Source organism: Micromonospora sp. NPDC048986, from assembly GCF_040649335.1.
GTDB lineage: Bacteria > Actinomycetota > Actinomycetes > Mycobacteriales > Micromonosporaceae > Micromonospora > Micromonospora alfalfae.
Genome location: NZ_JBEZFJ010000001.1, coordinates 23,450 through 37,006 on the forward strand (window position 1 = coordinate 23,450; position 13,557 = coordinate 37,006).

A 13,557-nucleotide genomic window follows, 5' to 3' on the forward strand; every position below is an offset into this window, starting at 1 on the left:
CGACGGATGCTGGCCGAACCGACACCTTCCCTCGTGCAGTTGACCGAGGGTGACCCGGCGTGGACCCTGAGCGCGGGCGCGGCCGGTCAGAGGCGATCCCCGGCTCAACCGGAGTCGCCGGTTCCGCGTGCCTCCACCCAAACGATCATCCAAAGTGGATCTCACTACACTGCGGGTCGTGATCAACTTCAGACGATCGACGGCGGTCCTTCTCGGACTGTTGGCGACCACCGCGCTGACCGGGCCGGCGCAGGCCGACGAGGAGCCGGTGCCCGAGCCGCCCCGGGTCGAGCTGGTGCTCGACGTCAGCGGGTCGATGCGCGCCGCCGACATCGACGGACGCACCCGGATCTCGGTCGCCCAGCAGGCCTTCAACGAGGTGGTCGACGCGCTGCCCGAGGAGACACAGCTCGGCATCCGGGTGCTCGGCGCGACCTACCGCGGCAAGGACAAGAAGGTCGGCTGCCAGGACACCCAGCAGATCGTGCCGGTCGGGCCGGTGGACCGGTCCGCCGCCAAGGCGGCGGTGGCGACACTTCGGCCGACCGGGTTCACTCCGGTCGGACTGGCGCTGCGCTCCGCCGCGCAGGACCTCGGCACCGGGGCCACCACCCGGCGGATCGTCCTGATCACCGACGGCGAGGACACCTGTGCTCCGCCGGACCCGTGCGAAGTGGCCCGGGAACTGGCCGCCCAGGGCACCAGCCTGGTCGTCGACACCCTCGGCCTGGCCCCCGACGACAAGGTTCGCCGGCAACTGCTCTGCATCGCCAGCGCGACCGGCGGGACCTACACCGCCGCGCAGAGCGCCGAGGAGCTGACCGACCGGATCAAACAGCTCGTCGAGCGGGCCGGAGACACGCACACCCGGGCCCCGACAGTGGTCGGCGGCACCAGCGCGTGCGACTCGGCGCCACTGCTCGCCCCCGGCGTCTACGCCGACCGGGAGGCGTTCTCCGAGCATCGCTACTACCGGGTGCCGGTCCGCCCCGGGCAGGAGCTGCGGGCTTCGGTGAGCATGGCGCTGGACCGGGCCGTCAACCGGGACTACGGGGTGCTGCTGCGGGCCACCGCGGCCGACGGCCGGGAACTCGTCCGCGGCGCCGACGCCGGCAGCGGGCGGGCCGACGTGCTCTCCGCCGGGCTGCGCTGGTCGGCCACCGCCGACGACGAGGATGCCGCCGAGACCGAGCAGAGCTCCGCGCCGGTCATCGAACCCACCACCGTCTGCCTGGTGGTCAGCAACTCGTTCGCCCCGCGTCCCGGCACCGCGGCCACCCCGGGCATGCCGGTGGAGTTGACGATCGACGTGGTCGCCGCCGCACCCGCACCGGACGGACCGGACCTCGGCCGGGGCTGGGTGCTGCTCGCACTGCTCACCATCGCCGGTCTGCTCACCGGTCTGCTCGCCGGTCTGCTCACCCGCTGGTGGGTAGCCACCTGGAGGGAGAACTGATGCGTACCGCACTGTTCCGGTCGACGGTGGCGCTGCTCGCCGCCGGCGTGGCCGCGCTGCTTCCCGCTGCGGCCACCGCCGCGCCGACCCCCTCCCCGGGTGCCACGCCGGTGAACCGTGCCGGCACGTCGTTCCTCACCGCCACCCCGATCACCGCCGGCCAACCGGTACGGGTGGACGCCTCGATCGGCGACCACCTCTACTGGTCGTTCCCGGCGACGGCCGGTCAGGTGCACGAGATCACCGCCACCGTCACCTTCCCGAAGGGACGCAGCGGCGCCTCCACCTGGACGGTGGACGTCTTCGACGGGTTGCGCCGACGCCAGGCGTGCACGGCGGGGGCCCAGACCCCGACAGTGGACGCGAAGGCGTCGAACGTGGTGCTGGGCTGCACGCTGCGCGAGGTGCGGTCGTGGGCGGAGCCCTGGTCGGCCGACCCACTGCCCGGCACGTACGTCGTCCGACTCTCGGTGATCGAGCTGCCGGAGCCGGACCTGGGTGCGCCGATCGACGTCGACCTGCTGGTGGGCGCCATCGCCGACCGGGGCGCCTCGGCCGACGACGGCGAGTTGGCCGCCCCGCTGGTGCCGAACACCAAGGCCGGAACGGTGCTCAACGCCGTACCCCCGGTGGACGCGGAGGCCCACGACGAGAGCGGCTCGCTGGCGGACTGGTTGCCGGATCTCGGCTCGCGCTGGGTCTGGACCGGCATCGGCGGCGTGCTCGCCGCGGTGGCCGGCGTGTTCGGTTTCGCGGTGACCCGACGCCCTCGACGTCGCTGAGACGCCACCTCTGGTGGCCCCGCCCGGCGGCGGGGCCACCAGAGGATCAGCTACGCCGGGAGCCGCGCGGCAACCAGCCGATGAACCTGTCCTGGAGCGACATCACCGGGGCGGCGCGCAGATCCTCGGTGGCGGCGGCGAGGCAGGAGCCCAGATAGACGCTGAGCATGGCGCGGTCACCCCCGTACTCCGCCAGCAGCCGGGTGCGCTTCGTCGCGCACGGCCACTCGTCACCGCAGGAGCCGCAGCTCCAGCAGGGGGTCTTCGGGGCGTGTTCGTCAGCCCGCACCCCCGGCCGTTCCAGGCCATCGGTCATCGCACGTCCTTCCAGATGTCCACGGGACTGGCGGCTGCCGTGCCGGCCAGCGTTGATGGTGGTCCCCCCGGAGCCATCAGGGAGGGCGCTGCGCGTCCCTCCGGTGTTACATCTTTGCGGTACCTTCATCGGTCGTGGGAGTCGGAAATTTGACGGTTAACTCGATGCGTCATTCCTACCGACCAGTAGGCCACCGGAATGCGTGACCTGCTGCCGTCGACGGTCGCCGTCGCCGTCGCCGGGCCCGAGGACTGGACCGGCGAATTGCTCCCCGCTGAGCAGGCATGCCTCGGCGAGAGGGCGGTGCAGACCCGTCGGCGGGACTTTGCCGCGGGAAGGATGTGCGCCCGCAGGGCATTGCGCGACCTCGGCCTGCCGACGACCGCCGTGCCGGCCGCCGCCGACCGCGCGCCGGTCTGGCCGGCCGGGGTGGTCGGCAGCATCACCCACACCGCCGGCTACTGCGCAGCGGCGGCGGCGCACACCACCGACGTCAGGTCCGTCGGAATGGATGCCGAACAGCACCGCGAGGTCGATTCGGGAGTACGCCGACTCGTGCTGCTGCCCGAGGAGGAGGCCACCTGCGCACGGCTGCCCAACGGCACCTACTGGCCGGTCGTGCTGTTCAGTGCGAAGGAGACCGTCTACAAGGTGTGGCATCCGGTCGTCCGCGGCTGGCTGGGCTTCCACGACGCCCAACTCGATATTGATCCGGATGCCGGCACGTTCACTGCTCGGATCGCACCGGCCCGGGTGGACGCGGCAGGGGTCGACAACCCGCCGGCATCGATCAGCGGCCGCTTCGTGATCGCCGACGGGCTGGTCCGCACCGCCGCCGCACTTCCGGCACGTTGACCCCGCCTGGTTACTCATAGCGATGAATGGAATACCGATAAATATTGGCGTTCGGTGACCGATTGAACACTGTCCACGCTGGCCAGAGGGGCTTCGGATTGTTGCGGTGGGAAGCCCTCTGGAGTGGCGGCTGGACGCTCCACCACCCACGGTAACGTCGAAGAGTTCCCGCACCGCACGTACCGAAGCGTCAAGGAGTACGGTGACCCACCCCCAGCCTCGCGTCAGGCCGCACGACCCCCGACAGCCGAACCCGCAGCCGCCGACCCGCTCGTTCGCGGCGACACCGCAGCCGCCGTTCTCGGGGGCTGCGTACCCGGCGGCCGGCGGGCACACGGGCGATGGCGGCGGATATCGGGCACCAGGTGGCTCCGGCTACCCGATCATCGCACCACCACCGGCGCAGACGGACCGCGCCAAGAAGTCCGTCGTGGTCGTCGCGGTCACCGCGGCCGTACTCACCCTGCTCACCTGCGCCGGCGGCATCGTGGCGGTCGTCATCGGCACCAAGGGCACCTCGAGCACCGTGGGCGAGGCACAGGCCACCCCGCCGACCCCGTCGACGGCGAACGGCGACACCCGCGAGATGTCGCCGGGTGACACCCTGGTCGTCAACCGCGAGGCCGGCACCGTCGAGATCACCGTGACGAAGTTCAGCAGCGCCACCAAACCCTGCAAGTCCCACGGACTGAAGCCCGGCGAGGGCATGTACGTGATCGCCGACGTGACTGTTGCTGTCACCAAGGGCACCGCGTCGACGAACCCGCTCTACTTCCAGTGGGTCGCCGCTGACGGCACCAAGACCACAGCCATCGGTGGAGCCTTCTCCGGCTGTGGCAAACCGATGCCGGCCGTCGACGACCTGACCGCTGGCACCAGAAGCACCGGCAGCGTGGTGTTCGACGTGCACGACACCTCGGGCGCATTGGAATACCAGGACCAGTTCCAGACCGCCGGTTCCTGGAAGCCGTGACGCGCTGACGCGGCGTGGGGCCGACCCCGTCCGGGCCGGCCCCACGCGGTGAAAGAGTTGGTGGGTCAGCAGCCCGTCCAGCGCACCGGGGTCAACCGGTCGGCGAGGACGTTGCGGAACCCGACGATGGTGCCCGAGTCGGAGATGGACCGCGCACCGACGACCACCCCTTCGCCGCCGCCCGGCAGAACCCGGGAGGAGGAGCCCCTGGCAACGCGGTCGCCGCCCACCACGACACCCTTGGTGTTGATGCCGGTCAGTGCCGGCATCTCCTGGTCGAGCAACGTGTGCGAGCCGTTCCGGAGGTCCCACCGCACCCTGGTCGAGGTGGTGCCGCCCAGCCATGCCTGGCCGATCGCCCAGCGGCCCGCCGCCGCGCCGGCAGTGCTCCACTCGGCCCCCGGGAACGTGAGCGCGTCGATCCGGCCGTTCGGCCGGCGGACCCAGCTGTTCCAGTCCCCGAAGGGTCCGGCGCTACCGACGATGGTCCCGTTGTCGGTGATCCCACCCGCCTGGGCGTCGACGGGGGCGTCGAGCACCTCCACAGTGCCCGGACGGGCGGCCGGCCAGCGCAGCGCGACCAGTTCCCCGGGGACGATGTCGGAGCCGTAGCCGACGATGTCGCCGGCATCGTTGATGGCGCTGACGAAGATGCCAGTGGACGGCAGCACCGGCAACCGCTCAAGCTTGCCGTCGCGGTACCGCCACGGCTGCGCGTAGCCGGTCTCCGCCGATCCGTTGCCGATCACGACGCCGTCGGTGTTGATGTCGACGGGGGTGGACGTGGCCTCCGACTCCAACTCGGTGACCCGCTGCCCGTCCCAGAACAGCAGCAGATACTGGTTGTCGGTTTCACCGACCCGCAGCGCGGTGCCCGCGACGTAGCGACCCGTTGGGTCGACAGCGTTCGCGTCGGCGCGATAGGTGTCGGTCGGGTACGGCAGCGTACTGATCTTGCAGTTGCGGGGGGTCGCGCCGGCGGGCGCGGCGGTCGCCGACGCGGAGACAGCGACACCGAGAGAGGTGGCCAGCAGACCGGTCGCGGTGGCTGCGAGCATCCTGCGTCGAGTGCTTCGATTCATCCTTGCTCCCCGTGTGGGGCCCGGTGCTCCCGGGCATTCGGTTGATACCCGGCTTCACAGGTGAGCTGGCTGCACGGTTGCGCACTGTCAGCCAAGAGACAGAAGTGGATCCGCTGGAACTACCGCCCCCACGCCTCGGTGTCCGTGACGACCGGCCGGCCGGTGCGTACCGATTCGTCGATGGCGAGGCTGATCAGGTGGTCCTGGCAGGCCTCGGCGAGCGGATACGGAGCCGGGCCCTCCTCCCGAGCCCACGCCCCGGCGCGGGCGACGATGTCGGCGACAGCGATGTCGTCGTCGGACATCCCGCTGCCGACGAACGGATTGCGGTAGACCACGTCACCGTCGAAGCTGATGTGCTTGAGGTCGAGACCTTCCAGATTGAGGTCGAGACCGGTCTGCCGCCGGGTCAGGAACGACTCCACGGGTGTGCTCGGGTCCACCAGGCGGACCACCCTGTCGTCCACCAGCTCACCGCGCGAGCCCCGGACCACCAACCGACGGGTGCGCAGCGGGTTCCACCACTGGTTGTCGGTGAAGTCGTACAACCCCATCCGCCCGCCGAAGTCGATGGTCGCGAGGGTGGTGGAGAGCTGCTGCGGGGTGTCGTCGCCACTCCAGCCGGCCGGCGAGAGCGGGTTGGCCAACGGCGCGACGAAGGCGCGCGCGCTCACCTCGGCGCTCCCGTGACCGACGCCGAGCAGACCCCGGATCAGTGAGACCGCGTGGTACAGGTGGGTCGAGGAGATCTGGACCGAGGTCGGCTCACCGAGCACCCCGGCGCGGACCAACGCCAGCCGCGCCGCGTGTCCGGGCATCAGCAGGTACTGCTCGGCGACCTGCACCAGGCCGCTGCATCCGACGTCGGCCCAGAGCGAACGCAGACCCGCCAGGTCGGCGGCGGGCGGCGTCTCGGCGAGCACCGGCACGCCGGCCGCCACCAGCTCCCGGGTCGCCTCTGGAGTCACCGGCCACGGCACCGACACGATGACGAAGTCCGGCCGCTCGTGGGCGAGCAGCTCCGCCGCCGTGCGGAAGGTCGGCACGTCCCAGTCGGCAGTCACGGTAGCTCCCCGGGACTCGGTACGCGTCACCACCCCGGTCACCCGGAACCGCTCGGGGAGCAGCCGGGCCAGGCGGAGAAAGAACTCACCTCGCCAGCCGCTGCCGACGATGCCGAACCGGGTCTGGGCCACCGAAGTCATCTGGGCTCCTCACGTAGAGATCCGGATGCTAGCCGTTCTCCTTCGCTACGGTTGCGCTGATGACCACCGAGCCGATGCGGGCCGTGCCCGTGCCAGTGCCCGACGCCGGGCCGCCCCTGGACTACTACCTGGTCCTACCTCGACTCGACGACCGCGCCCCAGCCACCACTGTGGAAGGGATCGTCGTCGAGGAGTTCACCCGCCACCACGACCTCACCACGACGGGGCTGGACAGCGCCGGGTGGACGCCGGACGCCGGCTGGTGGAGTTGCCCCACGCTGAGCCGCGGCATGCGCACCGACCCCGAGGTGCTGGGGCGGGTGCTCCCCACCTCCCGCCGGGAGGCCGAGGCCGCCTACCGCGCGCTCGGTGGTGGGCAACTGCCGGACGAGCCGCTGCTTCGTACGCACTTCCTCGACCATCAACCGATCGCCACCGCCCCGCCGCTGCGGCTCGGCCCGGCGCAGCCACCAGCCGGTTTCCACGAGCGGCGGGTGTACCGCGTCCTCTTCGCCAAGGATCTCCGCGCCGAGCAGGTGGCGAGCCTCCGGACGGCCTGGCGGAGACCGGCGGACGGCAGTGTCACGTCCGCCGCGAGCGGTCGCCTCGACGCGCACGGCGACCAGTTCACCTGGGACCTGCGCCGCGTCGGCCACTCCCTCGCCTGGTGTCTCGACGTCACCGCGCTGCTGCGGACCGACGCCACCGCGGCGCTCGGCTCGACACTGTCCGAGCTGACGAACGTCCTGCGCCAACACGGCCTGATACCCGTGACGACCGAACGCTTCTCCTAGGGTCTGGCACCGCCATCGGACGACACTGGGGGCTCGAATCTCAGTCGACCTTGAGCCCATCCCGCTCGCCGAGCTGGTGACCGCCGCGCGGGCCGATGTCTGGGGTCAGGCGTGCGTGGTCCCCCAACCCGCCGCCTACGCCCTAGAGCTACAGGTGCTGTCCCCGGCTTGTTTCTCCGCCGTGCACGAGTGGTGCGCGGTCACCATCGAGGGCAACCGTCAACTGATCCAACCCCAGCGAACCCAACTCCAGGGCCTGACGATGGAATGCGCGCCGGTCGCCGGGGAAGGACGAGCGGCCTGCCAGCCAGGCGCGCTCACCCACCTTGTACGCCAGCGCCTGCCCGGGCCGGCCCAGGTAACGCCCGAGTTCGGCGGACGCGTACGGCCCCTGATGACAGCGGTCCCGCAGCAGCTTCAGCGCAGCGTCCGGCGTCCACATTGCTCCGTCGCCAAACGGCATCGGCAGTCGCAGGTGCAGGCCGATGTCGAGCACGACCCGTGCCGCCCGCAGGAGCTGCATGTACAGATACCCCAGTCGAGCACCCGGCTGTCCGTAGAGCCCGAGTTCGTCCATGAACCGCTCGGCGTACAGTGCCCAGCCCTCCTGGCTGCCGGAGAGGCCGCCGAGCAGGTTCAGCCGCTGCCCGAGGCCCGCCCGGCAGACCTCGGAGCCGAGGTGGAGGTGGTGGCCGGGAACGCCCTCGTGATAGGCGGTGCTGTAGGCGTACCAGGTGGGGAAGCTCGCTGCGTCCTCGGGAACTGACCACCAGACCCGGCCCGGCCGCGCCAGATCCCGCGACGGCCCGATGTAGGCAATGCTTGACGACGTGGTCAACCGCGACTCGATGCGCCGCAGCGGGGCGGGGATGTCGAAGTACACGCCATCCAGTTGCTCGGTGGCGCTCTCCAACAGCTCCTGCAGCCACGCGGCGAACGCCTCCCTGCTGTGCAGCGTGCCGGGCGCGTCGGGGCTGGCGAGCCAGGCGAGCACCTCTGGCACGCTTCCGCCCAGGGCCTTCGCTTCCGCGATCAGCTCTGCCTCTGTCGCTCGGAACTCGTCCCAGCCCCAGTCGTACAGCTCGCGCAGGTCAGGCTGGGCAGCGAGGAAGGTGCGCACCCAGAGTGCGTACCGCTGCTGGCCGAACGCTTCATCCTCAACGGCCCGCGGTGCCAGGTCCGCGGTCAGCACCTCGGCCAGTTTCTGGTACGCCTCTCGCGAGCCCGTCGCTGCGGCCTGCAACGACGCCCGCTGACGCCCCGCGCCGTAGCGATCAACCAGAGCGACATCGTCGTCGATCCAGTTGCGGCAGCGCTGCGTGACGAGCTCCACCTGACGCCGCGGCGGCACATTGCCGCGCTCCGCGGCAAGTAAGAGGCTGCGGGCGTACCCGTCCAGGGCCGCAGGGACCGCGGCCAGGCGTGCGCCGACACGAGCCCAGCCCTGCTCGAATTCCGCGCCCTCGGCGCCCCGGGCGGGTACCGCCGCCTCGACGGCCTGGCGGATGAGCTGGAGTGGACCGGTGGCCGCCGCGTGCAGTTCGCGCAGGTCCTCCCCGGCGTCGTGGAAGGCGATGCGCGTATGCAGCCGTTCGGCGAGGTGGGCGTGCAACGGGATCGCGGCCGGCAGTGCGTCACCGGAGATCTCAAGCTCGCGCAGGGATCGGGCTGCGAGGTCGGCGCGGGCCTGGTGGCCCTCCGGGCTGTAGTCGGTAAGCCCGTCGACATCCTGCTCGCCAGCCTCGACGACCGCTGTGCAGGGGTCGAGGCCGGCCATGTCGTACAGGAGGCGATCCGCGAAGTCCTCAAGCATTGGGGCAATGCTAGGGCCTACGTGCACCGGTGGCCCGAGAAAGACCGCCGCCCCAACATCATCAGCGGCGCGCTACGCGACGAGCGCGCCAAACAAAAACAGGGCCCGGAGGCGTTTCCCCAGGTCGTACGTGTTGCTGGTAAAGCTGAGGGATTTGAACCCCTGACCCCCTCGATGCAAACGAGAGGGCCACTTGTCATCGACGCGAGCAAGATCGCTGGCACGCGTCGCTCCGAGGTAAGAACGGATTGGGACACGCTGCGCCACTACCGCGTGGCCCTCTTCCTACTCACCAAGGACGGCGTCCGCCAGGTCACGGTCACTCTCGACTTCGAGACCACGGAATTCGGCGATCAGCAGCGCCTCACCTACCAGTACAACTCGGTCGTGGCGGCGCACGTCGTCGATGCCCGCAACGGCGAGAAAGCTCCCCTGACCCTGACGAACAATCCCCGGGACGAGCTGACGATCACTGGTGAGTGGCCAGGCATGCCGGAGCTCGGCGACGACGATCGCATCGCCTCCCAGGTCTCCCTCGACGCCTCGGGCCTCGAGCGCACCCTGCATGTGCTGGAAGGCATCGCCGCCGAAGGCAAGGAGTGGATCACCCACGAAAACCGTCGGGAACGCGCTGGCCTCCGCCGGCTCGTCTCGGCGATGGAGGACTGATTGATTCCAGGCGAGATGCGACCATTCACGGCGAGCGCCCCGGTCAGCCTGTCCGTGGGCCGGCAACCTGCCACAAGGCACTGACCGGCAATGCGCGGAGCCTGTCGCCAAACGGCAGTGTCGAGCGAGGTCCCGGTGTAGAGGACGATGCCGGCGATGAAGTCGTCGCCGAGGCGGTCGGCGAGTCGGCGTAATCCGCGGAAATCGTCGGATCCGACGGTTGTGGCTGCCTTGACCTCAATCCCGACCACATGCCCGGATCTGTTCTCGAGCACCGCGTCGACCTCGTACCTGCTCTGGTCGCGGTAGTGAGAGAGGTCGGCAGACTGCTCCGACCAGGTGAGCTGCCGGGACAGCTCGGACAAGACAAATGATTCGAGCAGTGCGCCGAACGGTGCGCCGGGCCGGAGCAGTGCGCGGGCGTCGGTCGCGATCTCGTTGGCGGCGATGCCCGAGTCGACAAAGATCAGTTTCGGCGCGGCAGTTGAACGGGTGCCAAGATTTCGGGACCAACCGGGGATCCGCTTGACGAGGAAGATCTCTTCCAGTGCCTGGAAGTATCGTGCGATCGTCGGGCGGCTCAGTCCGAGGGCGGATTCGAGGGCATTGGCGGCGATGGTGGTCGCGGATCTGGCGGCGAGTAGGCGCACCAGCTTGCGCAGCTCGCCCTTGTGCTGGATGTCGGACAGTTGTCGTACATCGCGATCGATGAGCGCTTGGACATACGCGTCAAAGAACCGTTGGCGGCGCCGCGGGTCGACGCGGTTCGTGGCCTCGGGCAGGCCACCTCGCACGATCCTGGCCGCGTAGTCGGCGCGGGTCACGTCCGACTCGTGTCGCAGTTCGGGGCCGAGCGCGAAGACGGCGTCGACGAACCCGTCCGGCTCGCCGTCGAGTTCACCCTGTGAGAACGGCCAGAGCTCGACGGTTTCCATCCGGCCGGGCAGCGCGTCCGGGGCAGCCACCATGCCGAATAGCCGCGATGAGCCGGTGAGCAGATAGCGACCGGGACGGACGTCCTCGTCGACGGCCGCCTTGATGGCCAGCAGCAGTTCCGGAGCGCGCTGGATCTCGTCGATCACCAGCAGTTCGGCGGAGTCCACGAAACCAACCGGGTCGGCGATCGCCGCGGCCCGGTCCTGCGCCCGGTCGAGATCGCGGCGCTCGGCGAGCCGGTCGCCCGCGACGATGCGAACCAGGGTGCTCTTGCCTGCTTGGCGTGCTCCGCTGATCAGCACGACGCGGGTGTCAGCGAGTGCAGCGTCGACCTGCACGGCGGCGTGGCGGGGGATCAAGTGCGGTGTGGGCACGAGTCATGATAATCGGGGGGTTACGATCTGCGGGCAGGTCCGCTTTCGATCTGCGGCTCGACGATGTTCGGTTTGCGGGCCTGTGGCGTTCAATATGCGGCGGCACACTGATCGGCGAGGAACATCGTCGACCGCCACGTGGCTCGGCCGCACTGACTTGCCGCAGTCTTGGTCAACGGGCGGTGAGCGTCGAACTCGCCGTTCGGCTCGAGTTCTGCCGCCCTGTGCCGCGGTCTGTGGCTCTGTCCGGCGGTCAAACGACGGTCAAACGATCAAGGGCGGTTCTCCGTCATCCGGAAACCCGCCCTTGACCTGCTGTTTCTTGGTGGAGCTGAGGGGATTTGAACCCCTGACCCCCTCGATGCGAACGAGGTGCGCTACCAGTCTGCGCCACAGCCCCCCGCCGGCGAACCGGCTTCGGTCCCACCCGGCTTACACTGGGCGGGCCGGCAGCAAGGCTAACAGGTCGTCGGCCTCCACCGCGAATCCGCCCCCGGCCCGGCGTTCCGGCCCACCCGAAGATCGACTCGGATTCCTGGAAACCGGGGCATCACGGACACCACAACCACCCGACTTTCAGGAACCCGAGTCGATCAAGCTGGCCGGAGCGCGGCCGGGGCCGACGTCAGGCGCCTCGGCCGGCCTCGTAGGGGCGACCGCGCAGCCCACCCGACCGCCGGTACGAGACCGATCCACCGTTGACCGCCGCCGGCAGGTCTCCCGGCCGGTCCAGACCCATGGCGGCTCGGCGTACCCCTTCGCGCTGGGCGGCGAGGCGGCGCTGCGCCTCCCGACGGGCCGTGGCCCGCCGGGCCTGCTCCCGGCGCACCTCGGCCTGCCGGGCGGCCAACCAGGCGGCCTCCCGGGCTCGGGCGCGGCGGCGGCGACGCCCGGCGAGGGCCTGCCCCCGCAGGTGCACGACGTACAGGGCCAGGAGCAGGAAGGTGACCCCGAAGCCGACCCAGAAGCCGGGGCTGACGAACAGCACGCCGATCAACTCGACGACGTTGAGGAGCAGCAGGGCGGCGAGCACCCGGCGACGCCGGTACACGGCGGGGGTGTGCTGCCGGCGCGGCGGCGGGCGGCGACGGGACCGCTTAGGCGCGGCGGGCACCGCGCGCAGTCGACCCGAGCGGCGGCCGGCCGGTGGCGCGGAGACCGGCGCACTCAACGCGCCGGTAGTCGCGTCCTCACTAAGGGTGACTACCAGTGAGCGCGGAGGATGGACGGGTCGCCGTCCCGGCACAGTGCGGCGCCGTCGGCGGCGCTGGAGCACCCGCGCCGTCGACTGCGCCCGCTCCGCCACCAGCCGCTCGGTGGCGTCGTACCGGCGAACCAACGCCGGGGCCAGGGCGAGCAGGCCGGCGGCGGCGAGGACGGCGAGGAGCACCGAGGTCGGCACCCTCACCCCTCCCGTCACCGAATTCGAAGCAGGCGCCATCCGACCGCAGGATCTTCCATCGATCACGCCTGAGCGCGTGGATCGTCCGGCCGGGGAGCGCTTGCCGCAGCTTGCAGTTACTTGAGGTTACGGCGCACCGACCGGGATGCCACCGCGCCGCGCCGATCCCGTCCGTGGGACGAGTGGGCGGATGTCGGGAAATCCTCCTACCGCGCGTTGGCGCGAACCCGGTGCCAGCGGGCCAGCAGGCCACCCTCGGCGGCGATCTCCTCACTCGTCATCGCGTACCCGATGTGGTCCCGCCACGCGCCGTCGATGTGCATGTAGCGCACGTGGTACGACTCCTCGCGGAAGCCCAGCTTCTCCACCACCCGCCGGGACGGCCGGTTCTCCGGACGGATGTTCACCTCGACCCGGTGCAGCCCGCCCGGGCCGAACGCGTGGTCCACGGCGAGCGCCAGCGCCGTCGGGATGACCCCCTGGCCGGCGACCCGCGCGTCCACCCAGTAGCCGACGTAACCGGAGCAGAGCGCCCGCCGCACGATGCTGCCCACGTTGATGTGCCCGACCAGCCGGTCCCGGTCGGCCTCGCGCAGGCAGACCGCGAACGGCATGCCCTCACCCTCGCGGGCCGAGCGCCGCTGGTCACGGTGCACCCAGCGGAACGCGGCCGGCGAGTTCATCTCGTCCCAACCGCCGGGCAGTGACGACTCCCAGGGAGCCAGCCAGGCCCGATTGGCCCGCCGCACCTCCGACCACGCCGCCGCGTCGGAGCGCCGATAGGGCCGCAGCAGCACCGGGCCGTCGGCCAGCTCCACCGGCCAGCCCGGTGCCCGCGCGGGTCCGAAGAGACTCACCCGCACAGTCTCCCGCGCGGGACCGTGTCGCGCGCAAGTGGCT

General features: G+C 70.6%; 12 protein-coding genes, 1 tRNA gene and 1 pseudogene. 6 read left to right on the forward strand and 8 right to left on the reverse strand.

Going from position 1 to position 13,557, the window contains the following annotated elements:
• The first annotated feature begins 178 nt into the window (after positions 1 to 178).
• Together AB0B94_RS00110 and AB0B94_RS00115 are read left to right on the forward strand one after the other, a co-directional pair.
• Entirely contained in the window at positions 179 to 1,456 is a 1,278-nt protein-coding gene (locus AB0B94_RS00110; protein WP_357266484.1) for a VWA domain-containing protein, read from the forward strand.
• On the forward strand, positions 1,456 to 2,238 hold the full coding sequence (locus AB0B94_RS00115) for a peptidase (RefSeq protein ID WP_357266487.1): 783 nt from the start codon (positions 1,456 to 1,458) through the stop codon (positions 2,236 to 2,238). Before AB0B94_RS00110 ends, AB0B94_RS00115 begins: the two co-directional genes overlap by 1 nt.
• Positions 2,239 to 2,284: 46 nt before the next feature.
• Here AB0B94_RS00115 and AB0B94_RS00120 read toward each other — a convergent pair whose 3' ends face one another.
• Positions 2,285 to 2,554: a hypothetical protein gene (locus AB0B94_RS00120; RefSeq protein ID WP_203122828.1), complete on the reverse strand. Its 270-nt coding sequence runs from the start codon at positions 2,552 to 2,554 to the stop codon at positions 2,285 to 2,287.
• 198 nt (positions 2,555 to 2,752) lie between these two features.
• On the opposite strand from AB0B94_RS00120, the gene AB0B94_RS00125 reads away from it, so the two are divergent.
• Together AB0B94_RS00125 and AB0B94_RS00130 are read left to right on the forward strand one after the other, a co-directional pair.
• Complete coding sequence (locus AB0B94_RS00125; protein ID WP_357266490.1) at positions 2,753 to 3,409, forward strand: 4'-phosphopantetheinyl transferase superfamily protein; 657 nt, start codon at positions 2,753 to 2,755, stop codon at positions 3,407 to 3,409.
• Positions 3,410 to 3,611: 202 nt separating this feature from the next.
• Positions 3,612 to 4,382, forward strand: a complete 771-nt coding sequence (locus AB0B94_RS00130) for a DUF4352 domain-containing protein (RefSeq protein ID WP_357266495.1) — start codon at positions 3,612 to 3,614, stop codon at positions 4,380 to 4,382.
• Positions 4,383 to 4,447: 65 nt separating this feature from the next.
• On the opposite strand, the gene AB0B94_RS00135 is transcribed toward AB0B94_RS00130, so the two are convergent.
• Positions 4,448 to 5,464 carry a hypothetical protein gene (locus AB0B94_RS00135; RefSeq protein WP_357266499.1) on the reverse strand — a complete coding sequence of 339 codons (1,017 nt, stop codon included), beginning with the start codon at positions 5,462 to 5,464 and terminating at the stop codon, positions 4,448 to 4,450.
• A 119-nt stretch (positions 5,465 to 5,583) separates the two neighbouring features.
• Positions 5,584 to 6,669 carry a Gfo/Idh/MocA family oxidoreductase gene (locus AB0B94_RS00140; RefSeq protein ID WP_357266504.1) on the reverse strand — a complete coding sequence of 362 codons (1,086 nt, stop codon included), beginning with the start codon at positions 6,667 to 6,669 and terminating at the stop codon, positions 5,584 to 5,586.
• Positions 6,670 to 6,728: 59 nt separating this feature from the next.
• Here AB0B94_RS00140 and AB0B94_RS00145 point away from each other — a divergent pair, with 59 nt between their 5' ends.
• Complete coding sequence (locus AB0B94_RS00145) at positions 6,729 to 7,463, forward strand: hypothetical protein (protein WP_357266507.1); 735 nt, start codon at positions 6,729 to 6,731, stop codon at positions 7,461 to 7,463.
• A 148-nt stretch (positions 7,464 to 7,611) separates the two neighbouring features.
• Here AB0B94_RS00145 and AB0B94_RS00150 read toward each other — a convergent pair whose 3' ends face one another.
• A complete protein-coding gene (locus AB0B94_RS00150; RefSeq protein ID WP_357266510.1) occupies positions 7,612 to 9,276 on the reverse strand; it encodes a DUF885 domain-containing protein in 1,665 nt (554 codons plus the stop codon).
• Positions 9,277 to 9,297: 21 nt separating this feature from the next.
• On the opposite strand from AB0B94_RS00150, the gene AB0B94_RS00155 reads away from it, so the two are divergent.
• Positions 9,298 to 9,945 carry a hypothetical protein gene (locus AB0B94_RS00155; protein WP_357266513.1) on the forward strand — a complete coding sequence of 216 codons (648 nt, stop codon included), beginning with the start codon at positions 9,298 to 9,300 and terminating at the stop codon, positions 9,943 to 9,945.
• A 43-nt stretch (positions 9,946 to 9,988) separates the two neighbouring features.
• Here the strand turns inward: AB0B94_RS00155 and AB0B94_RS00160 are convergent.
• From AB0B94_RS00160 to AB0B94_RS00175, 4 genes and pseudogenes are all read right to left on the reverse strand, one after another.
• A pseudogene (locus AB0B94_RS00160) lies at positions 9,989 to 11,255 on the reverse strand (ATP-binding protein).
• Between the two features lie 323 nt (positions 11,256 to 11,578).
• Positions 11,579 to 11,655 (reverse strand) — tRNA-Ala (locus AB0B94_RS00165).
• 225 nt (positions 11,656 to 11,880) lie between these two features.
• The gene (locus tag AB0B94_RS00170; protein WP_357266516.1) at positions 11,881 to 12,663 is read right to left on the reverse strand and encodes a hypothetical protein; all 783 of its coding nucleotides are present in this window, start codon (positions 12,661 to 12,663) and stop codon (positions 11,881 to 11,883) included.
• Positions 12,664 to 12,863: 200 nt separating this feature from the next.
• Positions 12,864 to 13,514 carry a GNAT family protein gene (locus AB0B94_RS00175; RefSeq protein ID WP_357266519.1) on the reverse strand — a complete coding sequence of 217 codons (651 nt, stop codon included), beginning with the start codon at positions 13,512 to 13,514 and terminating at the stop codon, positions 12,864 to 12,866.
• Positions 13,515 to 13,557: the final 43 nt, after the last annotated feature.